Raw genomic sequence first — 23513 nt, forward strand, 5'->3', positions numbered from 1 at the left:
CCCTGATCCACGTGGAAGGAATTTCCGTGTCTGAGAACAACGATGCAGTCGTCGAAACGGCGAGCACGGAGACCGGAGGAGGCTGCCCGGTCGTGCACGGCCGCGCCCCTCACCCGACACAGGGCGGTGGGAACCGCGGCTGGTGGCCGAACCGCCTCAACCTGAAGATCCTCGCCAAGAACACCCCCGTATCCGACCCCATGGACGAGGAGTTCGACTACGCCGAGGCGTTCAAGAGCCTCGACCTCCCCGCCGTGAAGCGGGACATCGCGGACGTGCTCACCGACTCCAAGGACTGGTGGCCCGCCGACTTCGGCCACTACGGCCCGTTCATGATCCGTATGGCGTGGCACAGCGCGGGCACGTACCGCATCAGCGACGGCCGGGCGGCGGCGGCGGTGCCGGCCAGCAGCGCTTCGCGCCCCTCAACAGCTGGCCGGACAACGGCAACCTCGACAAGGCCCGCCGCCTGCTGTGGCCCGTGAAGAAGAAGTACGGCCAGAAGCTGTCGTGGGCGGACCTGATGATCCTCGCGGGCAACGTCGCCCTGGAGTCGATGGGCTTCGAGACCTTCGGCTTCGCCGGCGGCCGTCCGGACGTGTGGGAGCCCGACGAGGACGTCTACTGGGGCCCGGAGACCACGTGGCTCGGCGACGAGCGCTACAGCGGCGACCGCGAACTCGAAAACCCGCTCGCCGCCGTCCAGATGGGCCTCATCTACGTCAACCCCGAGGGCCCCAACGGCAATCCGGACCCGATAGCAGCCGCCCGCGACATCCGTGAGACGTTCCGCCGCATGGCGATGAACGACGAGGAGACCGTCGCACTGGTCGCCGGCGGGCACACCTTCGGCAAGACCCACGGCGCCGCGCCCGACAGCCACCTCGGCCCCGAGCCGGAGGCCGCGCCGCTGGAGGCGCAGGGCCTCGGCTGGAAGGGCGGCCACGGCACCGGCGTCGCAGGCGACGCCATCACCAGCGGCCTAGAGGGCATCTGGACCAACACCCCCACCACGTGGGACAACAGCTTCTTCGAGATCCTCTTCGGCTACGAGTGGGAGCTGACCACGAGCCCCGCCGGTGCGCACCAGTGGCGGCCGAAGGACGGCGCCGGCGAGGGCACCGTCCCCGACGCCCACGACCCGTCGAAGAGCCACGCCCCGACGATGCTGACCACCGACCTCGCGCTGCGCATGGACCCGGTCTACGAGCCGATCTCGCGGCGCTTCCTGGAGAACCCGGATGAGTTCGCGGACGCCTTCGCCCGCGCCTGGTTCAAGCTGACGCACCGCGACATGGGCCCGGTCGCGCGCTACCTCGGCCCCGAGGTGCCCAGCGAGACCCTGATCTGGCAGGACCCGGTGCCCGCGGTCGACCACGAGCTGATCGACGCCGAGGACGTCGACGAACTCAAGCGCCTGATCGGGGAGTCGGGGCTGTCGGTGGCCGAACTGGTCTCCACCGCCTGGGCCGCCGCCTCGTCGTTCCGGGGCAGCGACAAGCGCGGCGGCGCCAACGGCGCCCGCATCCGCCTGGAGCCGCAGAACCGCTGGGAGGTCAACAACCCCGACCAGCTCGCCTCGGTCCTCGGCAAGCTGGAGGCGGTCCAGGAGTCCTTCAACTCCGCCCAGGGCGGCGGCAAGAAGGTCTCCCTCGCCGACCTGATCGTCCTCGGTGGCTGCGCGGGCGTCGAGCGTGCGGCCAAGGACGCCGGCTACGACATCGAGGTGCCGTTCACTCCGGGACGTACGGACGCGACGGCCGAACAGACCGACGTGGAGTCCTTCGAGGCGATGGAGCCGACCGCGGACGGCTTCCGCAACTACCTCGGCAAGGGCAACCGGCTTCCCGCCGAGTACCTTCTCATCGACCGGGCGAACCTGCTCACGCTGAGCGCTCCCGAGATGACGGTACTCGTCGGCGGCCTGCGCGTCCTCGGCGCCAACCACGACAAGTCGTCGCTCGGCATGCTCACCGAGAACCCCGGCGCGCTGACGAACGACTTCTTCGTGAACCTGCTCGACATGGGCACGCAGTGGGAGCCGACGTCCGAGACCGCCGAGATCTACGAAGGCCGCGACACCGCCACCGGCGAGGTCAAGTGGACCGGCAGCCGCGTCGATCTGGTCTTCGGGTCCAACTCGGAGCTGCGTGCGCTCGCCGAGGTGTACGCATGCGACGACGCCGGCGAGAAGTTCGCCCGTGACTTCGTCGCCGCGTGGGACAAGGTCATGAACCTCGACCGGTTCGACCTGGCCTGATCGACGCCGTTTGATCGAGGCTCTGTCCAGGGCGTCCCGGGCGTCCCGGGCGGCCATCGCGTCCCGGGCCGGTCCGCCGGTCCGGTCCGGGACAGGCGCTGACGGGCGGGCGTCCGTGCTCCGACTGCGGGAGCGCGGGCGCCCGTCGCGCTTTTCCTCCGGGGCCCGCGCGCTCGCGGGACCCCGCGTGCGGGGGCCAGCGTCCGGCTCACGCCCCCTCGCGGCGCCTTCTGCCGATGCGGCTGGTCTGCTTGTGCGTCACTCCGGAGTCCCGGGCGCCCTCCGAGGGCCACACCTGGATGAGGTACTCCTCGGCGGGGTCGGTCTCGGCACGCGGGTCGTCGTAGTCGCGGTTCTTCCCCGAGACGCGGATGCGGTAGTCGCCCGGTCCGGGGATCGGCAGCAGCGGCTCCTCGTCGAGCGACGTGCCCTCTCCGCCGATCTCCATGACGTCGGTGAGCCAGCGGACCGGCACCTCCGCGACGTCCTCCCAGCCGTCGGTCTCCAACGGCGGCGCGCCGTCCCACAGTTCGGCCGTCACGGTCAGGTCGCCGATCTCGGTGGCGCAGATCACCGCGGCCGCCGACCCCTCGGCCCGTGCGTCCAGGATGCCGTTCCTGGCGTAGTCGGGTTCGAAGACGGCCATCTCCTCGTCGAGGATGTCGATGGTGGTGGCGTCGATGAACATGCGCGGATCGGTGATGCGGGCGATCAGGTTCGCCACGGGAGTGTGTTCCTTCCGGTGCGGTGCGGGTCGGGTGCGTACGGGCCGGGTGTCCGCGGGTCCGTGCGTGCGGCCGATGAGGTGCGCGTCCGGGAGCGTAACGGCCGCTGTACGGGCCGCTGTACGGACCGATCCGTACAGGCTCTTGCGTACCGGGCCCTTGCGTACAGGCCACTTCGCGCAGGTCCCTGCGTACAGCGGCCCGCGGGGAACGCAGGAGGGGCAGACCCCGGCTGGAGCCTGCCCCCTGCTGTACGCGGCCCCGCAGGCGGGGGCGCGACGAGCCTAGTCCTGGCCGCAGCCGACCGGGCCCAGCAGGCTCGGCGGCGGTGCGACCCCGGTCGGCTTGACGACCTTGACCCAGAACGCGTCCCTCTCCAGTACACGCTGGCTGTTGAGGTACGCCTTGCGGAAGCTGCCTTCCTTGCTGTTGTTGTCGCCGTTCAGGAAGTGGCAGGAGTAGTCCGGGTTCTTCGAGGCGCCCTCGTGAGTCGCGGCGAACGGATACTCGTCGCAGGTCTGGCCCTCGCTGTTGGGCGGCCGGGGCACACGGCAGGCGACCCGGCGGTTGGCGTTCTGGAGCGCCTGGTTCGTGGTGCGGTGCAGCGGATGTCCCTTGCCGCGCACGCCCCACGGCGTCTTCAGATTGCGCTGCGCCCAGTCGACGTGCCAGCCGACGGCGGCGACCTTCGGATCGCCGACGGAGATCTCCCACGTCGGTGTGAACTGCGGGTAGACGCAGCCCCCGTAGCGCTTGTCGGTGATGCGGGGCGTGCTGTCGCAGCGAGGCCTGAACGCGGGCCCCAGGGCCAGGGTCCCCGTGTCGTGCCGGGGAGCGGTCAGCACGGCCTGCGGACGCAGGGTGTCGACCACGAGGTCCTTGCCGGGGCTTGAGACCTCCATCTTGAACGTCTGCTTCTGCCCCGGGAAGAGGATCTTGCTGCCGCCCGTGGTGGCCGTGCAGGACGAGCAGTTGAGGCTGACGGTCGCGTCGACGAGATACGCCTCGGGGATCGTCGGCCTGGTGAGCGTGATGTCGACCTGCTGGTTCCACTTCCGCCGGTCACGCGGGTTCAGTTCGGCGGTCGTGTCGATGTCGAGCTGGGCCGTGCCGCGCACCTTGCCGTTGAGCAGGAACTGGATCTGGGCCTTGGTGTTGGAGCACGACTCGGTGCGGTTGAAGGCGTAGGTGTTGGCCGGGCAGTCGATCGCCATGACGCCCGGTGCCTGTGTGGTGGCGTCGGTGGCCTCGATCTTGTCCGCGGGCAGCTTCTCCGGCTCGGTCGCCTTGGTGACGATCGCGTCGCTGCCGCCCTTGTGCGGCTGGTCGTCGGCACTGGCCGGTGCCGAGAGGGCCAGCGGTAACAGCATCGCCGCGGCCGCGGCCAAGGCCGCCGCGCGTGCCCTGATGGGTCTCTTCCCCGTCAAGTCGGTTCCCCCCTCTGAGGGTTCGCGACCGGCCAGTTCCCCCCGGCCGGTCTTGGCAGGTGCATACTCACGAGACTTGTGATGCTTGGTCAAATGAAATGGGGATTATGGCGGATTTTCTCCGTGCGACCGCTGCCGCCTCCGCTGTGCTCAGGGTTGTTGAAGCCGCTGATCGGAGCTGATCAGAGTGGGCCGGGTGAGAGGGCCCCTGCCGCGTTGCCGCCGAAGTGCCCCGCCGGGCCGGATTGGCGCTTTTCCGCCCCCGATTTCCGCCCCGCTCCGCGTTCCGGGCGTCCGGCCCTGTCGTCGGCCCAGAAGCGGATGTACTGGTTCGGCTACTGGCCAAGGCCGGGCCTGGACAGCGGGTTTGGCCGTGCTGAGAATGCTGTGCATGACATCTCTGGAGTTCGGTGCGTACCCACCGCGGCTGTCCGACGCGGAACGGGAGCGCGCTCTGGAGGTGCTGCGCGAGGGAGCCGCCGAGGGGCGCATCTCGCACAACACGTTCGAGCGGCGCATGAACGTGATCCTCAACGCGCAGTGGCACGGCGAACTGCACCCGGTGCTCCACGACTTGCCGACGCGGCGCCCCCGCAGCCGCTGGTTCGCCGAGGGCATCGCGCGGCTGCTCTCCTTCCCGCGCACGCTGCGCAACGCCTGGCAGTCCGAGCGGCTGCCCGAACTGCTGCTTCCGGGGCCCGGATCGCATGCGTACTCCATAGGCCGCGCGCCGGGTTCGATGCTGCGCCTCAACCACTTCACCGTCTCCCGTACGCATGCGCAGCTACGCGCCACCGACGACGGCTGGAAGCTTCGCGACCTGGGGTCCAGCAACGGGACCTGGGTCAACGGCAGCAGGGTGACGGGCTCGGTGCGGGTGAGGCCGGGCGACGTGGTGAGGTTCGGGCAGATCGGCTTCAAGCTCGCGCTGACCCGGCCGCCTTCGCTGGAGCCGCCCCAACGTCCCTGAAGGACCGCAGCACCACCAGGCTGCGGCCCGAGAGCGTGATCCGCTCGCCCGCCGCTGCCTTCCGCTTACGGCCCTGCTGTGCGGAAGGGGGGACTTCGTCGGCGGTGTCGACGACAAGCTGCCACGACCGGCCGTCCCATCCGCCGTCCCAGCCCCCTTCCGGTGGTCCGCTACGTACGGGAGCGAGCGGGACGGTGAACTCCACCGGTGCGGCAGCCGCGTTGAACAGCAGCAGGAACGAGTCGTCCGTCACCGGCTCCCCGCGCGGACCCGGCTCGGAGATGGCGTCGCCGTCGAGGAGCACCGCCAGGGAGCGTGCGTGCTCGTCGTGCCAGTCGGCGGTGGTCATCGGCCGGCCCTCCGGGGTGAACCAGCCGATACCCGGGGGGAGTCGATCCTCTGCTTGGTCCTTCCCGCCGATGGTCGCCGCCTCTCCGGGGCCACGGAAGAAGCGCCGCCGCCTGAAGACGGGGTGCTCTCGCCGCAGGGCGGCCAGTTCGCACACGAAGGTGAACAGCTCGCCCTCCGGGCGGAGTTGAGAGCCGCTGAGTGCGGCGGCTCCCTCCCTCCCGCCGTCTCCGTCCTCCGCGGCATCGCCCCCCTCCGCCGACGGCCAGTGCACCCACGTCAGTTCGCCGTCGTGGCAGTAGGCGTTGTTGTTGCCGTACTGCGTGCGGCCGAACTCGTCGCCGTGGGAGAGCATCGGCACGCCCTGCGACAGCATCAGCGTCGCGATGAGGTTGCGCATCTGCCTCCGGCGCAGCCGCAGCACGTCGGGGTCGCCGGTGGGGCCCTCGATGCCGCAGTTCCAGGACCTGTTGTGGCTCTCCCCGTCCCTGCCGTCCTCGCCGTTGGCCTCGTTGTGCTTGCCGTCGTAGCTGACGAGGTCGTGCAGGGTGAGACCGTCGTGGCACGTGACGAAGTTGACCGACGCCAGCGGGCGTCTGCCGTGCCGGAAGAGATCGCTGGAGCCCGTCAGCCGGGACGCGAACTCCGGGAGGGTGCCCGGCTGTCCGCGCCACAGATCCCGTACTGCGTCGCGGTAGCGGCCGTTCCACTCGCTCCACGGCGGAGGGAAGTTGCCTGCCTGATAGCCGTCCTCGCCCACGTCCCACGGCTCGGCGATCAGCTTGACGCGGCTGACGACCGGGTCCTGCCGCACGAGGTCGAAGAACGACGACCGGCGGTCCACCCCGTCGAACTGCCGCGCCAGCGTCGCCGCCAGATCGAAGCGGAAGCCGTCGACGTGCATTTCGGTCACCCAGTAGCGAAGCGAGTCCATGATCAGGCGAAGGACGTGGGGGCTGCGCATCAACAGTGAATTACCCGTGCCCGTCGTATCGGTGTAGTAGCGCGGATCGTCGCTCAGCCGGTAGTACGAGGGATTGTCGAGGCCTCGGAAGGAGAGGGTAGGACCGAGATGACTGCCTTCCGCGGTGTGGTTGTAGACGACGTCGAGCAGGACTTCGATGCCCGCTTCGTGCAGCGCGCGCACCGCGCGCTTGAACTCCGTGACCTGGCCGCCGAGTTCGCCGGACGAGGAGTAGCCGTTGTGCGGGGCGAGGAAGCCGATGGTGTTGTAGCCCCAGTAGTTGGCCAGGCCCGCGTCGGCCAGCCGGTGGTCGGTGACCGACTGGTGCACGGGCATCAGCTCCAGCGCCGTGACACCGAGCCGCCTCAGGTGGCTGGTCACCGCCGGGTGCCCCAACGCCGCGTAGGTGCCGCGCAGTTCGGGCGGCACCTCCGGGTGAAGCATCGTCAGGCCCTTCACATGGGCCTCGTAGACGAGGGTGTCCTCGTAGCCGGTGCCCGGCGGACGGTCGTCGCCCCAGTCGAAGTACGGGTCGACCACGACCGAAGTCATCGTGTACGGCGCCGAGTCCAGGTCGTTGCGCGCCTCCGGCTCGCCGAACCGGTGGCCGTAGACCGCCTCGTGCCACTCGACGCTTCCGCTCATCGCCTTCGCGTACGGATCGAGCAGCAGCTTCGCGGGATTGCAGCGCAGCCCACGGGCCGGGTCCCACGGGCCGTGCACCCGGAATCCGTAGCGCTGCCCCGGCGCCACCCCGGGCAGATAGGCATGCCGTACATGGCCGTCGTGCTCGCGCAGCTCCACCCGCGTCTCCCGGCCGCCGTCGTCCAGCAGGCACAGCTCGACGCGGTCCGCCGCCTCGGAGAGGACGGCGAAGTTGGTGCCGGTTCCGTCGTAGGCCGCCCCGAGGGGGTACGCCTGCCCCGGCCACACCTGCATGCGATGCTCTCCTCCTGCCGTTCCGGGCGTTCGCTCGGGCACCGTCCGCCGGCCGCCGCGCCCGCACCCGGGCATCCTCGCCCAGGTGGCGCGAAAGGGACGGGCCTCCGGGGGACACGGTGGGCGGCAATCGCTCGTACGGGCGTACGGGCAGGGCAAGTTGATGGGGGTTCAAGGTGCGGCCCTTCCGGCGCCGCAGTAGTCTTCCTTGATCGCTCAACAGGGTCAGGAAGGCGGTGCGCGGGTGGGTGCGGGAGGGCTTGAGCTCCCCCCAGGTGAAAGCGGCGACGACGGTGACGGGGAAGCCGCCGGCGCGCCGGCAGGTGCGGTGTCACTGGCACGCCCCATGGAGATCGGCGCGGACCTCGACTGGGACGCGGACGCGTGGTCCGAGGTGCGCACCCGCGCCAGGCGGGCAGGGCGCGCGTACATCTGGCTGAATCTCGTCGAACAGCGCCTGCGTGCGGTCGTCTCCGCCGTGCTGCGGCCCATCTACGAGCCGGTGCACGGCGACGAGTGGGTCATCGCCGCCGCAGGCCCCGCCGGGCAGGAGTGGGTGCAGCGCGCCGTGGCGGTACGGGAGGTGAGCCGCCGCAAGGGCTATCTGCTCGATCCCGCCGACGACAACGTTCTCTGCTTCCTCACGCTGCCGCAGCTCAGGGAGCTGATGGTGCAGCACTGGCCCTGCTTCGAGCCGTACTTCGACGACCGCCGCGAGGTCGAACTCGCCCTGGACGAGCTGGAGGTGGCCCGCAGCGCCGTCGCCCGCAACCGCGCGCTGTCCGAGACGGTCCTCGCACAGGCGGAGCGGACATGCGCACGGCTGCTGGAGATGCTCGGGGCCTCCGGGGACGAGACGCCCTCCGCGCACCGGCTGCCGGTCGACGCCGTGGAGGACCTGGTGGGCGACCGCTTCGCGGACGTCGTCGGGGTCCACTCCGACCGGGTGCGTCTCCAGCGGAGCCTGCCGGCCGAGGATCTGTTCGCCGGGGCGCGCCGGCTGGACGCCATGGGCATAGGTCTCAATCTGCTCGTGCAGAACTACTCGGGGCGCAGGCTGGTGCGCCTCGCCGCGTCCGGGTGTCGGCTGCGGCTGCTCTTCCTCAACCCGGCCAGCAGCGCCGTACGCCGCCGGGAACGCGAACTCGGCATAAAAAAGGGCGAGTTGAGCCGCACCGTGGAGATGAACATCCTCCATATGCGGCGGGTGCGCGCACGGCTGCGCGACACCGGCGCCTTCGAGATCCATGTGTTCGACGAGACGCCGCGCTTCTCGGCGTACATGGTCGACGGCGACGGCGCCGACGGCCTCGCGGTGGTGCAGTCGTATCTGCGGCGGGTGCGCGGCATGGAGGCTCCGGTGCTGGTGCTGCGCGGCGGCGGGCGGGATCTCGTACAGCGGCGCGCGGAGCATCAGAAGCCTCAGGACGAGGGCGTGCAGGGCCTGTTCCAGACCTATCGCGAGGAGTTCGAGGCCGCCTGGACGGACTCGCGTCCGGTGTCGTGAAGCGGCGGCTCGCCGACGGGTGTCGGACGCCTCTTCTAAGCTGCCGCCCATGACGACTTATGCGGCGCTACTGCGGGGGATCAACGTGGGCGGCCACAAGAAGGTGCCCATGGCCGAGTTGAGGGACGTCATGACGGGCCTGGGGTGGACGGACGTCCGCACCTATCTCCAGAGCGGCAACGCGGTGTTCACCACCGGCGACAGCGACCCGGGCGCCCGGCTGGAGAGCGCGGTCGCCGACCGCTTCGGCTTCGAGGTCCGCTGTCTGATCCGTACGGCGGAGGAGCTGCGCGCGGTGGCCGCCGCCTGCCCCTATCCGGCGTCGGAGCTGGACCCGGCGAAGCTGCTGGTGCTCTTCCTCGAAGACCCGCCGGAGAAGGGCCACTTCGACTCCTTGGACGCCGCCGCGTTCGCCCCGGACTCCTTCGAGCACGTCGGCGGCGCCGTGTACTGCTACTTCCCGGACGGAATGGGTCACAGTAAGCTTCCGGCCGCTCTGGAGGGCGTACGCCCCAAGGTGCTGATGACCGGGCGGAACTGGCGCACCGTGCAGCGGCTGATCGAACTCGCGAGCTGAACCGCGGGGCGCCGGGCGGTACTTGGGCTCCCGGGGCGGGCCACGGCAGGGAATCGGCCCGGTCCCGCGAGTCGAACTCCGGTGCCACGGCGCCCCGTACGGATCTGCGGCCCGGACGGCGGACCCGGGGCGGACCCACGCCAAGAGTTGTTGCCAAGTGAGTCAGTCCGGTCAGATATCTGACCGGACTGATGCCTCGTCAGGTCGACTTGGGTGGATACAGGGCGCTTTGCCGTACGGCCTTGAAAGTTGTCTATGTCACACCCGCTCATACCGCTTGAGGTGAGCGGATCAATCAGACAGTGTTTCGAGTCCCGGTAGCGGATCATCAATTGTGTGTGCGCCGGGGCGAAAACGTGACAAACAACCCCCCACACCTCACGAGGAGGACCCTCGTCATGGCAACCAAGACGCCCAGAAGCACGGAGAAGTCCGCAAGGCGGCGCCGCATCACTCTGGCGACCGGTGTCGCCGCGGCGGTGGTCGGCGCGGCGACCCTGCTGACGCTGCCGGCCGGTGCCTCCCCCGCGGAGGGCCACGTGTACGGCACGAAGGCCAAGGGCGCGGTCGACGGCAGCTACATCGTCATGCTGAAGGACACAAAGGGCGCCAACTCCGTGAAGTCCGCGGGGGCCGACCTGGCCGACCAGTACGGCGGCAAGGTCAAGAACACCTACAGCTCGGCCATCAACGGCTTCTCCGCCAAGGGCCTCAGCGCCAAGGAGGCCCGTCAGCTCGCGGGCAACTCCCAGGTCGAGAAGGTCGTCCAGAACCACACCTTCACGGTCAACGAGACGCAGTCCAACCCGCCGTCGTGGGGCCTGGACCGCATCGACCAGAAGGAGACCAAGGGCGACAAGAAGTACACCTTCCCGGACAGCGCCGGTGAGGGCGTGACCGCGTTCGTCATCGACACCGGCGTCCGCATGACGCACAAGGACTTCGGCAAGCGTGCGAAGTCCGGCTTCGACGCCATCGACGGCGGCGAGGCGGACGACGGTCAGGGCCACGGCACGCACGTCGCGGGCACCATCGCCGGCACCGACCACGGCGTCGCCAAGAAGGCCAACATCGTGGCCGTCCGCGTCCTGGACGACCAGGGCAGCGGCACCACCGAGCAGGTCGTCAAGGGCATCGACTGGGTCACCAAGAACGCCAAGGGCCCCTCCGTCGCCAACATGTCGCTCGGCGGCCCGAAGGACGAGGCGCTGGACGCCGCTGTGCAGAAGGCCGTCGACAAGGGCATCACCTTCGCCGTCGCCGCGGGCAACGAGAGCCAGGACGCGGACAACGCCTCCCCGGCTCGCGTGAAGGACGCCCTGACCGTCGCGGCCAGCGACGACGCCGACAAGCAGGCCGACTTCTCCAACTTCGGCAAGCTCGTCGACATCTACGCCCCGGGTGTGGACATCGTCTCCGCGACCAACACCAGCGACGACGCCACCGAGACCCTCTCGGGCACCTCGATGGCCTCGCCGCACGTCGCGGGTGCCGCCGCCCTGTTCCTCGGCGAGAACAAGGACGCCAAGCCGGCGGACGTCGCCAAGGGTCTGAGCGACGCGGCCACCAAGGACGCGATCTCCAACCCGAGCGAGGGCACCAAGAACGAGCTGCTGAACGTCAACAGCAAGTGACCTTCGGGCTCACTCGCTGAGTTCGGCTCGGCGCACGCACAACACCGCCCGTCGCGCTCCCCGTTGAGCGCGGCGGGCGGTCGTGTCCTTCTCCGGCTCCGGGGTACCCGGTGCTTTCCAGCCCGGTGTTCACTCGCCCGGTGTTCTCTCGCTTGGTGCCATCCGCCATTCGAGACGTTCCGTCTGTTCATTGACGACGTACCGCGACTGCTGGCATGCTCATTTCCGTGAATCAGTCCGCGAACCTTGTAGCGCGCCTGCACGTCGATCTGCGACGGCATGCCAGCGCCATCTGTGCCGCTGGTTTCTGAGCCGCGCTCCGGCTGCTTCCTTTTCCTGCTCCGCTTTCCGCTCCGCTCTCTGTCACACCCTCGCGGAGCCGATCCGAGCTGCGGTTCTTTCCTCAACCGGCCGGGCGGGTGCCCGCATCGGCCGCTGCCCTGAATGACGGCTGAATTCCGGCCACCGGTTTTTCCGATTCACGGTCCGCTGCCCCCGGTCTTCGATCTCCCGATTCCTTTCCGATTCGCTTCGGTCCGTCTCGGTTCGGTTCGGAACGGGACGAGCGTGATTCAACGTGCGCCGTCGACCGCGCTGTTCGGACCTGCGCGTCATGCAATTCCGCGCCGGGCTCAAGTCGGCGCTGTGCGCGGTTCCGTTCATTCGTGTGCGGTGCCGTGGTCGTGCCGGTCGTGTGCCCGCGCATGAGAACGCCCCTGGAACCCTCTCCGTGAAGGAGTAGCCCCGATGACCTCCGCCCTCTCCGCCGCCGCACGCCATCTGCGCATCGTCGACGAGTCCGCTTCCGAGGAGCCCGCAGCAATACGGGAAGCCGCCGCACGCGAAGCCGACGACGGTGACGCTCCGCCGCCCGGCGAGCAGACACCCGTGGTCGGCTACGTCGTGCTCGTGCCCGAAGGCACCGATGTGACGGACCTGTTCACCGCGGACGGCACCAGAGCGCGGTTCCGCCCGCTGCTGCCCTCGGAGCAGCCTCCGGCGCCGCCCGCGGAGCATCCGCCCGCGCAGCACCGGTCCGCAGCCCCTCCGCACGTACAGCATGCGCACGTACAGCATGCGCACGTGGAGCGTCCCGCGGCGGGCGGTCCGGCCGTCCAGGCCGAGCCCTACGGCTCCGAGGGCGTCCACGTGAATCCCGAGCGGCACACCGCGCATGTCGACGGGCGCCAACTCGACCTGACATACCTGGAGTTCGAGCTACTGGCGCACTTCGTGGCCAATCCGCACCGCGTGCACAGCCGCGCCCATCTGGTGGGGGCCCTGTGGGGCTACAGCCATGTCGGGGACGGCCGCACGGTCGACGTGCACATCGCCCGGCTGAGGCGCAAGCTCGGCCGGTTCCGGGACACGATCGTCACCGTCCGACGCGTCGGCTACAAGTACGAGCCGGGGAGGGCGCGTTGAGGCGAGCGGGAGCGCAAGACCGCTGACCGCGAGGGCCCTTGGCCCGCGTCACCCCCTCTTTTTGCCCCTGGTCCGCCCCTGATCCGCTCCTGTCCGCGCCTGACCGCCGCTGAGTGCGCCACGCGCTCAGCGGCCAGGTGGACGGTGCCCCGTCGCCTCGCCTCGCCCCGCCTTGGCTTGGCGCGGTCGCGGTCAGCGCGGCGGGCGGGGGTCGCGGTCCGAGTGCCTGCCGAACTCCCCGCCCTTCAGGGCCGGTTCAGGCGCTGAGCGCCAACGGCCCCCGTGCCGCGGCCTCGTCGTACCGCAGCGCCGTCAGCGACGCCAGCTCGGGGGCCGGGCCCAGCACCGGCGCGAGCACGTCCGCGCCCGCATGCAGCGCCCCGTCGCGGATGCGGTCGGGCAGATAGCCGGGCGCCACGACATAAGGCGCCACCGCCACATGCTCGACGCCGTCGGCGCGCAGCCCCCGTACCGCGTCCTCGGTACGGGGGAGGCTGGCGGAGGCGAACGCAGGACGCACGGCACACCAGCCACCGGTGCGCCGCCACTCCCGCGCGGTCTGTGCGATCACTGCGATCGCCTCCGGGTCCGAGGAACCCGCCGAGGCCAGCACCACGCCCGTCGAGGCGCGCCGGTCCGCCGCGAGTCCGGCCTCCCGCAGCCGCCGCTCCAGCGCGCCGACGAGCAGCGCGTGGGGGCCGAGCACGTCCGCCTGCCGTACGCGCAGCCGCGGCAGCCTGGAGGTGGCCTCGTGCAGCACGGCGGGCAGATCGGACTTGGCGTGGAAGGCGCGGCTGAGCAGCAGCGGCAGGGCGACGACGTCGTGTACGCCCTCCGCGTGCAGCCTCTCCAACAGCCGTGGCACGGAAGGGGCGTTGAAGTCCAGATAGGCCGCCTCCACGCGCAGCCCGGGGCGCAGCGCGCGCACCCGCGCGCACAGCGCGGCCACCGTCGCGGCGTGCCGGGGGTCGCGGCTGCCGTGTGCGACGACCACGAGGGCAGGCCCGCCCGGGAGCCCTGCCCCCGGGCCGGCCGGCGGCCGTGTCACATCGTGCATGGCGGTGGCGTCCGTTTCGTCTCAGTGTCTGTGTCTGTGTCTGGGTCTGCGTCGGGGTCTGCGTCTGCTCGTTCGTCTTGCGCTGTGTGTTCGTGTGTTCGTCTGCGACCGGCGACCGGCGACCGGCGACCGGCGACCGGCGACCGGCGTCTGGGGCCTTGCGCCTCAGAAGTCCCAGCCGTCGTCGTCCGCTTCCCGCCCGCTCTCGGCCCCGGCGGCGTCCCGTACGGCGTCCGCGAAGGCGTGGCCCGCCATGCCCGCGGTGAGCGTCGAACCGTCCGCGGGGTCGATGAGCACGAACGAGCCCGTACGGCGCGAGTCCGCGTAGGCGTCGACGGGCAGCGGCTCGGAGGTGCGCAGCACGACGCGGCCGATGTCGTTGGCGACGAGCCGTCCGGGCTCGGGGTGCTGGGAGAGGTCGTCCAGGGTCAGCCGGGACGGGATCTCCTTCACGATGGCCTTCACGGTGCGGGTGGTGTGCTTCAGCAGCACCCGTGCGCCGGGCGTCAGGGGAGTGTCGTGGAGGTGGCAGACGGTCGCGGTGAGGTCCTGGCTGGCGGTGACGGCCGCGTCGGACGGCACGATCATGTCGCCGCGTGAGATGTCGAGTTCGTCGGCGAGCAGCACCGTCACGGACTGCGGCGCCCAGGCGACGTCCACGGACTGGCCCAGCACGTCCAGGCCCTCGATGGTGGAGGTACGGCCCGAGGGCAGCACCGTCACCCGCTGCCCCACGCGCAGCAGCCCGGAGGCGATCTGGCCCGCGTAGCCCCGGTAGTCGGGGTGTTCCGGTGTCTGCGGGCGGATGACGTACTGCACGGGGAAGCGGGCCGGGTCGTCGCTGGGGTCGTCGGTGACGGCGACGGTCTCCAGATGCTCCAGCACGGTCGGGCCGCCGTACCAGTCCATATGGGCGGAGGGCGCCACGACGTTGTCGCCCACGAGCGCGGAGATCGGGATGGCGGTGATCTCCGGTACGCCCAGGGAGGCGGCGTAGCGGGTGAACTCCTCGGCGATGCCCGCGAAGACGTCCTCGTCGTAGTCGACCAGGTCCATCTTGTTCACCGCCAGCACGACGTGCGGGACGCGCAGCAGCGCGGCCACGGCGGCGTGCCTGCGGGTCTGTTCGACGACGCCGTTGCGCGCGTCGACGAGGACGACGGCGAGTTCGGCGGTCGAGGCGCCGGTGACCATGTTGCGCGTGTACTGAACATGACCGGGGGTGTCGGCCAGGATGAACCGCCGCCGCGGCGTCGCGAAGTAGCGGTAGGCGACGTCGATGGTGATGCCCTGCTCACGCTCGGCACGCAGCCCGTCCGTCAGCAGAGCGAGGTCGGGGGTGTCCTGGCCGCGGCTGCGGGAGGCGGACTCCACGGCCTCCAACTGGTCGGCCAGCACCGACTTCGAGTCGTGCAGCAGCCGCCCCACCAGCGTGGACTTGCCGTCGTCGACGGAGCCGGCGGTCGCGAAGCGCAGCAGCGAGGTCGCCGCGAGCGCCGGGCCGCAGTCCGCGGCAGGGAACGCAGAAGTGTCCATGGTCAGAAGTACCCCTCGCGCTTGCGGTCCTCCATGGCGGCCTCGGAGAGCTTGTCGTCGGCCCGGGTCGCGCCGCGCTCCGTGAGCCGGGACGCGGCGATCTCGGCGATGACCTTCTCGATGCTGTCGGCGTCGGAGTCGACGGCGCCGGTGCAGGACATGTCGCCGACGGTGCGGTAGCGGACCTTGCGCTGCTCCACCCGCTCGCCCTCGCCGGGGCCGCCCCACTCGCCCGGCGCCAGCCACATGCCGGAGCGGGAGAAGACGGTGCGCTCATGTGCGTAGTAGATGGCGGGCAGTTCGATCTTCTCGCGGGCGATGTACTGCCACACGTCCAGCTCGGTCCAGTTCGACAGCGGGAAGACGCGCACATGTTCGCCGGGCGCGTGGCGGCCGTTGTAGAGCTGCCACAGCTCGGGGCGCTGACGGCGCGGGTTCCAGCCGCCGAACTCGTCACGCAGGGAGAAGACGCGCTCCTTGGCGCGTGCCTTCTCCTCGTCGCGGCGCCCGCCGCCGAAGACGGCGTCGAAGCGGTTGGAGTCGATGGCGTGCAGCAGCGGCACCGTCTGAAGCGGGTTGCGGGTGCCGTCGGGGCGCTCCTTCAGCTCCCCGCGGTCGATGAACTCCTGTACGGAGGCCACGTGCAGCCGCAGTCCGTGCTGGGCCACCACGCGGTCGCGGTAGTCGAGCACCTCGGGGAAGTTGTGCCCGGTGTCCACGTGCAGCAGCGCGAACGGCACGGGCGCGGGCTGAAAGGCCTTCAGCGCCAGATGCAGCATGACGATGGAGTCCTTGCCGCCGGAGAAGAGGATCACAGGCCGCTCGAACTCGCCTGCCACCTCGCGGAAGATGTGCACACCCTCCGACTCCAGCGCGTCCAGGTGCGAGAGCGCATACGGGTTCTCCCGCTCCTCAAGCGCCGTGACAGCCGTCCTCACAGCAGTCCCCTCTCACTCAGCAGCGCGTTCAGCGCCGCGGTGGATTCCTCGACGTCCTGCCGGTGCGTCTCGATCCGCAGATCCGGCTCCGCGGGCGCCTCGTACGGGTCGTCCACGCCCGTCAGCCCGGAGATCTCACCGGCTGCCTGACGTGCGTACAGTCCCTTCACGTCGCGCTGTGAGCACACCTCCACGGGCGTGGCCACATGAACCTCCAAGTAGCCGGTGCCCGCGGCCTGATGGCGCTCGCGCACCGCGGCACGGCTGTCGGCGTACGGGGCGATCACCGGTACGAGGACGATCACCCCGTGCGAGGCGAGCAGTTCGGCGACGAAGCCGATGCGCTGCACGTTCCGGTCGCGGTCCGCGCGGGAGAAGCCCAGCCCGGCGGAGAGGAACGTGCGGATCTCGTCGCCGTCCAGCACCTCCACGCGGCGGCCCCGCGCGGCGAGTCGCTCGGCCAGCGCCCTCGCGATGGTGGTCTTGCCGGCGCTGGGCAGGCCCGTGAGCCAGACCGTGGCGCCCGGAGTCCCGGCCGGCGCCGGCGTTGTGGCCGGTGCCGTGGCCGCATCCGGGGCCGGGGCAGGGCCCGTGGCCGTCGCCGGGGTCGTTGCAGTCATCTTCCGAGTCATCTCCCGCTCTCTGCCGCGGAGTTCACCGTGCCGACGTTCGCGTACGGGGCCGTGTGCGAGTCCGCGTGGAGATCCGCGCACAGGGCCGCCCCGACGTCCGCGCCGACGTCCGCCTTCACGTTCACGTCCACGTTCACAGATGGATCCCGCACTCGCTCTTGCCCCTGCCCGACCAGCGCCCGGCCCGTGCGTCCTCCCCTTCGAGCACGCGCCGCGTGCACGGGGCGCACCCCACCGAGGCGTAGCCGTCAGAGAGCAGAGGATTGGTCAGCACGCCGTGCTCCGCGATGTAGGCGTCGACATCTGCCTGATTCCAGCGGGCGATCGGCGAGATCTTGACCTTCTGCCTGCGCTCGTCCCAGCCGACCACGGGAGTACCCGCGCGAGTCGGCGACTCGTCGCGGCGCAGCCCCGTCGCCCACGCGTCGTAGGCACGCAGCCCCTCTTCCAGCGGCGCCACCTTCCGCATGGCACAGCACAGATCGGGGTCCCGGTCGTGCAGCTTCGGCCCGTACTCGGCGTCCTGTTCGGCGACGCTCTGCCGGGGCGTCAGCGTGATCACCTCCACGTCCATGACGGCGGCCACGGCGTCGCGCGTACCGATGGTCTCGGGGAAGTGGTAGCCGGTGTCGAGGAATACGACGTGGACGCCGGGGGCGACCCTGGAGGCCAGGTGCGCCACCACGGCGTCCTCCATGGACGAGGTGACGCAGAAGCGGTCGCCGAAGGTGTCGGCCGCCCACCGGAGCACCTCCAGCGCCGGGGCGTCCTCCAGCTCACGGCCCGCGTCCTCCGCGAGCCGCCGCAGCCGCGCCGCCGAGTCCTGTTGCCGGACGGTGGTCATGAAGTGCCGTCTCCTTCCCGGGCGTTCGCCCCGCCGTCCGCACTGCCTCCCGGCCTCAGCCCGGCGGCCAGCAGGCCGCGGAAGGAGAGCGCGAACGCCCTGTTGCACGAGGCGCACTCCCAGGTGCCGTGACCCGCATCCGAGGGGCGCAGATCCTCGTCGCCGCAGTACGGGCAGTAGAACGGCGCGGCACGCTCGCTCACTGTGTCCCCCGCTCAGCCTCGCCACGCTTTGACGCGTCGGCTTCCCTCGTCACTGCTCGCTCCTTCGTCGCTGCGCGGCTTCTCGGTCCAGCCGACGCCGCGTGCCGAGGCTCGCTCGTTGTGTCCCCCGCTCAGCCTCGCCACGCTTTGACGCGTCGGCTTCCCTCGTCACTGCTCGCTCCTTCGTCGCTGCGCGGCTTCTCGGTCCAGCCGACGCCGCGTGCCGAGGCTCGCTCGTTGTGTCCCCCGCTCAGCTTCGGCTCGCTTTGACGCGTCGGCTTCCCTCGTCACTGCTCGCTCCTTCGTCGCTGCGCGGCTTCTCGGTCCAGCCGACGCCGCGTGCCGAGGCTCGCTCGTTGTGTCCCCCGCTCAGCTTCGGCTCGCTTTGACGCGTCGGCTTCCCTCGTCACTGCTCGCTCCTTCGTCGCTGCGCGGCTTCTCGGTCCAGCCGACGCCGCGTGCCGAGGCTCGCTCATTTCAGGGCACCCTCTTCCGCGCGGGCCGCCCACTGGGCGAAGCGCTCGCCGTCCTCGCGCTGTTCCTGGAAGTTGCGCAGCACGCGCTCGATGTAGTCGGGCAGTTCGTCGGCGGTGACCTTCAGCCCGCGCACCTTGCGGCCGAAGCCGGGCTCCATGCCCAGCGAGCCGCCGAGGTGCACCTGATAGCCCTCGACCTGCTCGCCGTCCGCGTTGGTGACGAGCTGGCCCTTGAGGCCGATGTCGGCGACCTGGATGCGGGCGCAGGAGTTGGGGCAGCCGTTGAGGTTGATGGTGACCGGCTCGTCGAACTGCGGCATCCTGCGCTCCAGTTCGTCGATCAGAGACGAGCCTCGTGCCTTCGTCTCGACGATGGCCAGCTTGCAGAACTCGATGCCGGTGCAGGCCATCGTGCCGCGCCGGAAGACCGACGGGCGCGCCGTGAGGTCGAGGGCCTCAAGCGACTCCGTCAGCGACTCCACCCTGTCCCCGGGCACGTCGAGGACGATCATCTTCTGCTCGGCGGTGGTACGGACACGGCCCGAGCCGTGCGACTCCGCGAGGTCCGCGATCTTGGCGAGCGTGCCTCCGTCGATCCGCCCGACGCGCGGCGCGAAGCCCACGTAGTAGTTGCCGTCCCGCTGTTCGTGCACGCCGATGTGGTCGCGCCACTGCGCCACGGGCGCCTTCGGCGCCGGGCCGTCGGCCATCTTCCGCAGCAGGTACTCGTCCTCCAGCACCTGGCGGAACTTCTCCGCGCCCCAGTCGGCCACGAGGAACTTGATGCGCGCTCGGGTACGCAGCCGCCGGTAGCCGTAGTCGCGGAAGACGGAGACGACGCCCTCGTGGACGTCGGCGACCTCCTCCAGCGGCACCCAGGCGCCGAGCCGCACACCCAGCTTGGGGTTGGTGGACAGCCCGCCGCCGACCCATACGTCGAACCCCGGGCCCAGTTCGGGGTGTTCGACGCCGACGAACGCCACGTCGTTGATCTCGTGCGCTACGTCGAGCAGCGGCGACCCGGAGACCGCGGTCTTGAACTTCCGCGGAAGGTTCGAATAGGCGGGGTTGCCGATGACGCGCCGGTGGATCTCGTCGATGGCGGGGGTGCCGTCGATGATCTCGTCGGCGGCGATACCGGCGACCGGTGAGCCCATGATGACGCGCGGGGTGTCGCCGCACGCCTCGGTCGTGGAGAGCCCGACGCTCTCCAGCCGCCGCCAGATCTCCGGCATGTCCTCGATACGGATCCAGTGGAACTGGATGTTCTGCCGGTCGGTGATGTCCGCGGTGCCGCGGGCGAAGTCCTGCGAGATCTCGCCGACGGTGCGCAACTGCCGCGTCGAGAGCTGCCCGCCGTCGATGCGGACGCGCAGCATGAAGAACTCGTCGTCCAGCTCCTCCGGTTCCAGCACGGCGGTCTTGCCGCCGCTGATCCCGGGGCGGCGCTGGGTGTACAGACCCCACCAGCGCATGCGTCCGCGCAGATCGGCGCCGTCGATCGAGTCGAATCCACGGTGCGCGTAGATCGTCTCAATGCGTGTCCGCACATTGAGACCGTCGTCGTCCTTCTTCGTCTGCTCGTTGCCGTTGAGCGGAGTGAAGTGCCCCGCGGCCCACTGCCCTTCGCCACGATGGCGTCCGGCCTTGCGGCGGCTCGGCGGGGAAGCGGGACGCTTGGAGGTGTCGGCCATGGCGGAAGTCCTTCAAGTCCTTCGTGTGTCCTCGGGCGCCGTCTCCGGCCGGGCAGGCGGGCGGCACGACACGGCCGTTCGCCGAAGACGTACGGGTACGGACGTACAGGTCAGCGGGGGTGCGGGGGTGCACGAGGCGGCCCCCGTCGGACCGCACGGCGGTACGTGCCGCACGCGCCGCGAGGCGGAGGGCAGGCGTGACCGCGGTGGTCCTTACGAGGGGTACGCGCGCCCGCGACGGTGAGGGCGGCTCGTGATCGGTGGTGCTGGGACTGTCAGCCCGCGCGACAGATGGCGCTGGACATACGGCCGAAGTCGACGTGGCGTCGACTCACCAAGGCGATTCCAGCACGAGACATGACGGAAGCGTCGCACGGTGATGAACGGGCAGTCCACCGATATCCAGGATGTGGACAATGGCGTCCCGGAGTTCGGACAGGCCGAGGTGTGGGCCGTTTCGAAGTGCGGACCGGTCCCGAAGTGCGGGCCGGTGGAGCGCGGCGGTCACTCGGAGGCGGAGCGCGGCGCGGGCGGTTCCGATGGTCCGGCAGTTCCCCGTGGTTCCTGCGGTCCCGGCGGCCGGGCCTCCGCCTCGGCGCCGTCCCTGGCCGACGGCGGAACCGGAACCGGCTCCTTCGTCACTTCCTTGGCGAAGACACGGAAGCCCCGGCGCTGGTAGTTGCGCAGCGCGTAAGGGCCGTCCTTGCTGCATGTGTGCAACCACACCCGCGCCGTCGGCTTCCGCCCCTCCCAGCGTTCGGCCATGTCCCAGGCCCGGGCGACGCCGTAGGTCAGGAGGTGCTTGCCGATGCCCTTGCCGCGGAAGCCCGGCAGAAGGCCGAAATAGGAGACCTCCACGGTGCTGCCGGGCCGGGTGCCGCGCCCCGAGGTGTCCCTCGTGGCGCCGTCCAGTTCGATGTATCCGGCGGGAGTGCCCCTCTCGTAGGCCACCCACGTCTCGACGCCCGGACGCTCCAGCCACTCCATCCATCGCTCCCTCGGCCACGGCAGCCGGTCGGTCCACTCCACGTCCCGGCCGACCTCGCCGTAGAGGAAGCGGCTGAAGGCGGGTTCGGGCAGCTCGGCCCGCATGATCCGGAGACCGGACGCCTCCTCCGGAATCCGGGCGCCGGCCAGGTCCTCGGGAGCCGTCTGCTCCAGGAACCAGGTGGTGACGGCCCTCGTCGCGTTCGTGCCCGGCCCGTAGCCGCTCGGCCCCCGCCCGCTCGACGTGGGCGTGCCCGATTCGTACCCGCTCGACCTGTGCTCGCTCAACCCGCGCTCGCTCTCGTGCTCGTGGCGCTTCCCGCTCTGCTGACGCGCAGCCCCCGTACCCGGTTGAGAGCCGCCGCCGTCTCGAAGCGGCGCGGCACCGCGAAGTCCTCGTCGCGCACTGCCAGCAGCGCGTCCGCGCCCCGCTCCGCCAGCTCGGCGTCGAGCAGGTCCAGGGCCTTCGCGAGGGTGTTCACCCCGTCCAAGTAGCCGCGGCGCAGCAGCAGTCGGAGCGCGAGACCGATGCCCGTCACCTGCCGAGGGTCGGCGATCTGCTCCACGGAGCGCAGGTCCACCTCGTAGTCCCCGAACGTCAGCGCGTCCGTGCCGCGCGCCCGCACCTTCCCCGGACCTGCGGAACCCGCGCCTGCGGGACCTCCGCCTCCCGAAGGGGGCGCGTCCCCGCGCCTTCGCGGCTCCTGCTGAAGCGACGCCGGTTCGGGGACGCGGTGCACCACGGGCGGGAACGTCTCCGCCTCCGCGTGCCGCCCCGTCGGCACGGACGCGACCTCTCGTGCCCGCTCGGTGACGTCGGAGGGCCGGTAGGCGTCCATCATCAGCACCCGGTCGGCGACCTCCAGATAGTCGCCGGAGCCGCCCATCACCAGCACCATCGATACACCGTGGTCGCGGTGGAGCGAACGTACGGAGTCCACGAGCGGAGTCAGCGGCTCCCGCTCCTTGGCGACGAGGGACTGCATACGCGCGTCGCGGATCATCAGGTTCGTCGCGGCGGTGTCCTCGTCGATGAGCAGCACCCGCGCGCCCGCCTCCACGGCCTCGCACAGGGACGCCGCCTGGGAGGTCGATCCGGAGGCGTTGTCGGTGGAGAAGTCGGTGGTGTCCGAGCCGTCGGGAAGCCGGCCGACGAAGGCGTGCACGTCGACCCGCTCGACCCGCCGTCCGTCCTCGGCACGCAGCTTCACCGTCTCAGGGAGCGAGACGACCAGTTCACGCCCGTCGCCCGGCACGTGGTCCCAGATGCCCGTCTCCAACGCGCGCAGCAGCGTGGACTTGCCGTGGAAGCCGCCGCCGACGACCAGGCTCACCCCTTCCCGCAGGCCCATGCCCCTGACGGCGCCGGCGTTGGGCACCTCGACCGTCACCCGCAGGCCCTCGGGGGAGGAGAAGGGCACCACCTTCTCGCCCTTCGCCGGGCGGTCGTCGACGCCGCTGCCGCGTGGCAGCACCGCGCCGTCGGCGACGAACGCCACCAGGCCGAGACCGGGCAGCGCCTTGCGCAGCGCGTCGGAGTCCTCCACGGCTTCCACGAACTCGTCCACGGCCGGGGCGTCCAGCGCCTCGTAGCGCAGCGCACGCTCGGCGATCCGCGGCACCAGCCCGCACATCAGCCGCTGAGCGCTACGGGAGTCGATGCGGCGGCCCTTGCCGGGCAGCGCGAGTCCGAACCGCAGTGTGACGCTTCCGTCGTCCGCCGAGACCTGGCACGAGCTCCGCTCCAGCACCTCCTGGCCGCCCGCATCGATCCTCAACGCCCGTTCCCCGCCTACGACTTCGGCCGCCCGGCGGACGATGAAACCGGCGAGGGCCCGCCGTCGCACCGCGGTGTTCCACAGCCGTGAGGGGAACCCGGCCTGCTCGCCGGGCACCCGCACCGCGAGGCGCGCCGGCGGTGCGAAGGGGTCGGCCTGGGCGCGTACCAGCCGAAGAGTCTCGCCGCCCGCCTCCGAACCGGGGAGCCGCCATGTGCCGACGAGGCTCTTGTAACGACCGTACGAGGCGCCTTCGAGGCGGCCGAGCTGCTGCTCCAGCCCACCGCGCGGGGCCCGGTCGTCGTGCCGGTCGCCGTGTCCGCGGTCGTCGTGTCCGGCCCCACGGCCGTGGGGCTTACCGCCGTGGGGCTCACCGCCGTACGGTTCGCCGTCGCCGTGCGGGCCGCCCTTGCGTCCGCCGTCCCTGTGGAATCCGCGCGGCCCGCCGCGGCTCCCGCGAGATCCGCGGTGCGCCCGGTGTCCGCCGCCGTCGCGGCTATGCTCCCGTGGCACTGCGATGTCCCTTTCCGCCGGGGGTGGTCTGCGACGGGACGATACATACCGGACGGTGTGCGCGCCGGGGGCGGGGCGG

General features: G+C 70.8%; 19 protein-coding genes and 1 pseudogene. 7 read left to right on the forward strand and 13 right to left on the reverse strand.

Translation table 11 applies throughout. The annotated features are described in order from the left end of the window. The first annotated feature begins 26 nt into the window (after positions 1–26). A pseudogene (gene katG / locus MMA15_RS23365) lies at positions 27–2260 on the forward strand (catalase/peroxidase HPI). A 208-nt stretch (positions 2261–2468) separates the two neighbouring features. On the opposite strand, the gene MMA15_RS23370 reads toward katG, so the two are convergent. Together MMA15_RS23370 and MMA15_RS23375 are read right to left on the reverse strand one after the other, a co-directional pair. Next, positions 2469–2984, reverse strand: a complete 516-nt coding sequence (locus tag MMA15_RS23370) for a hypothetical protein (RefSeq protein ID WP_241062052.1) — start codon at positions 2982–2984, stop codon at positions 2469–2471. Between the two features lie 285 nt (positions 2985–3269). Continuing rightward, on the reverse strand, positions 3270–4412 hold the full coding sequence (locus MMA15_RS23375; RefSeq protein WP_241062053.1) for a NucA/NucB deoxyribonuclease domain-containing protein: 1143 nt from the start codon (positions 4410–4412) through the stop codon (positions 3270–3272). A 391-nt stretch (positions 4413–4803) separates the two neighbouring features. Between MMA15_RS23375 and MMA15_RS23380 the strand changes: the two genes are divergently transcribed. After that, entirely contained in the window at positions 4804–5382 is a 579-nt protein-coding gene (locus MMA15_RS23380; RefSeq protein WP_241062054.1) for an FHA domain-containing protein, read from the forward strand. Here the strand turns inward: MMA15_RS23380 and glgX are convergent. Then, positions 5330–7633, reverse strand: a complete 2304-nt coding sequence (glgX, locus tag MMA15_RS23385; protein ID WP_241062055.1) for a glycogen debranching protein GlgX — start codon at positions 7631–7633, stop codon at positions 5330–5332. The genes MMA15_RS23380 and glgX overlap by 53 nt on opposite strands. Before the next feature lie 244 nt (positions 7634–7877). Between glgX and MMA15_RS23390 the strand changes: the two genes are divergently transcribed. From MMA15_RS23390 to MMA15_RS23405, 5 genes are all read left to right on the forward strand, one after another. Then, positions 7878–9140 (forward strand): DUF5919 domain-containing protein, encoded by a 1263-nt coding sequence (locus tag MMA15_RS23390; RefSeq protein WP_241063411.1) that lies wholly within the window; start codon positions 7878–7880, stop codon positions 9138–9140. 49 nt (positions 9141–9189) lie between these two features. Continuing rightward, a complete protein-coding gene (locus tag MMA15_RS23395) occupies positions 9190–9717 on the forward strand; it encodes a DUF1697 domain-containing protein (RefSeq protein ID WP_241062056.1) in 528 nt (175 codons plus the stop codon). 398 nt (positions 9718–10115) lie between these two features. Then, positions 10116–11351 carry a S8 family peptidase gene (locus MMA15_RS23400; protein WP_241062057.1) on the forward strand — a complete coding sequence of 412 codons (1236 nt, stop codon included), beginning with the start codon at positions 10116–10118 and terminating at the stop codon, positions 11349–11351. A 215-nt stretch (positions 11352–11566) separates the two neighbouring features. Beyond that, positions 11567–11662 (forward strand): putative leader peptide, encoded by a 96-nt coding sequence (locus MMA15_RS28560; RefSeq protein ID WP_372498293.1) that lies wholly within the window; start codon positions 11567–11569, stop codon positions 11660–11662. A 436-nt stretch (positions 11663–12098) separates the two neighbouring features. Next, on the forward strand, positions 12099–12776 hold the full coding sequence (locus MMA15_RS23405; RefSeq protein ID WP_241062058.1) for a winged helix-turn-helix domain-containing protein: 678 nt from the start codon (positions 12099–12101) through the stop codon (positions 12774–12776). Between the two features lie 256 nt (positions 12777–13032). Here MMA15_RS23405 and MMA15_RS23410 read toward each other — a convergent pair whose 3' ends face one another. The 10 genes from MMA15_RS23410 to MMA15_RS23455 all read right to left on the reverse strand — a co-directional run bounded on the left by MMA15_RS23410 (position 13033) and on the right by MMA15_RS23455 (position 23434). Next, positions 13033–13833 (reverse strand): sirohydrochlorin chelatase, encoded by an 801-nt coding sequence (locus MMA15_RS23410; RefSeq protein WP_241062059.1) that lies wholly within the window; start codon positions 13831–13833, stop codon positions 13033–13035. A gap of 165 nt (positions 13834–13998) precedes the next feature. Beyond that, positions 13999–15369 (reverse strand): sulfate adenylyltransferase subunit 1, encoded by a 1371-nt coding sequence (locus MMA15_RS23415; RefSeq protein ID WP_241062060.1) that lies wholly within the window; start codon positions 15367–15369, stop codon positions 13999–14001. 2 nt (positions 15370–15371) lie between these two features. Beyond that, the gene (gene cysD / locus MMA15_RS23420; protein ID WP_241062061.1) at positions 15372–16307 is read right to left on the reverse strand and encodes a sulfate adenylyltransferase subunit CysD; all 936 of its coding nucleotides are present in this window, start codon (positions 16305–16307) and stop codon (positions 15372–15374) included. After that, a complete protein-coding gene (gene cysC / locus MMA15_RS23425; RefSeq protein ID WP_241062062.1) occupies positions 16304–16927 on the reverse strand; it encodes an adenylyl-sulfate kinase in 624 nt (207 codons plus the stop codon). The genes cysD and cysC overlap by 4 nt, the downstream gene beginning before the upstream one ends. Positions 16928–16935: 8 nt before the next feature. After that, positions 16936–17076, reverse strand: coding sequence for a hypothetical protein (locus MMA15_RS23430; RefSeq protein ID WP_241062063.1), 141 nt, complete (start codon positions 17074–17076; stop codon positions 16936–16938). After that, the gene (locus MMA15_RS23435) at positions 17073–17783 is read right to left on the reverse strand and encodes a phosphoadenylyl-sulfate reductase (RefSeq protein ID WP_241062064.1); all 711 of its coding nucleotides are present in this window, start codon (positions 17781–17783) and stop codon (positions 17073–17075) included. The genes MMA15_RS23430 and MMA15_RS23435 overlap by 4 nt, the downstream gene beginning before the upstream one ends. Further along, complete coding sequence (locus MMA15_RS23440; protein WP_241062065.1) at positions 17780–17986, reverse strand: hypothetical protein; 207 nt, start codon at positions 17984–17986, stop codon at positions 17780–17782. The genes MMA15_RS23435 and MMA15_RS23440 overlap by 4 nt, the downstream gene beginning before the upstream one ends. 472 nt (positions 17987–18458) lie before the next feature. Further along, positions 18459–20156, reverse strand: a complete 1698-nt coding sequence (locus tag MMA15_RS23445) for a nitrite/sulfite reductase (RefSeq protein ID WP_241062066.1) — start codon at positions 20154–20156, stop codon at positions 18459–18461. 504 nt (positions 20157–20660) lie between these two features. Further along, the gene (locus MMA15_RS23450; protein ID WP_241063413.1) at positions 20661–21317 is read right to left on the reverse strand and encodes a GNAT family N-acetyltransferase; all 657 of its coding nucleotides are present in this window, start codon (positions 21315–21317) and stop codon (positions 20661–20663) included. Between the two features lie 110 nt (positions 21318–21427). After that, on the reverse strand, positions 21428–23434 hold the full coding sequence (locus MMA15_RS23455; protein ID WP_241062067.1) for a P-loop domain-containing protein: 2007 nt from the start codon (positions 23432–23434) through the stop codon (positions 21428–21430). Positions 23435–23513 lie beyond the last annotated feature (79 nt).

This window comes from Streptomyces marispadix (assembly GCF_022524345.1).
GTDB classification, from domain to species: domain Bacteria; phylum Actinomycetota; class Actinomycetes; order Streptomycetales; family Streptomycetaceae; genus Streptomyces; species Streptomyces marispadix.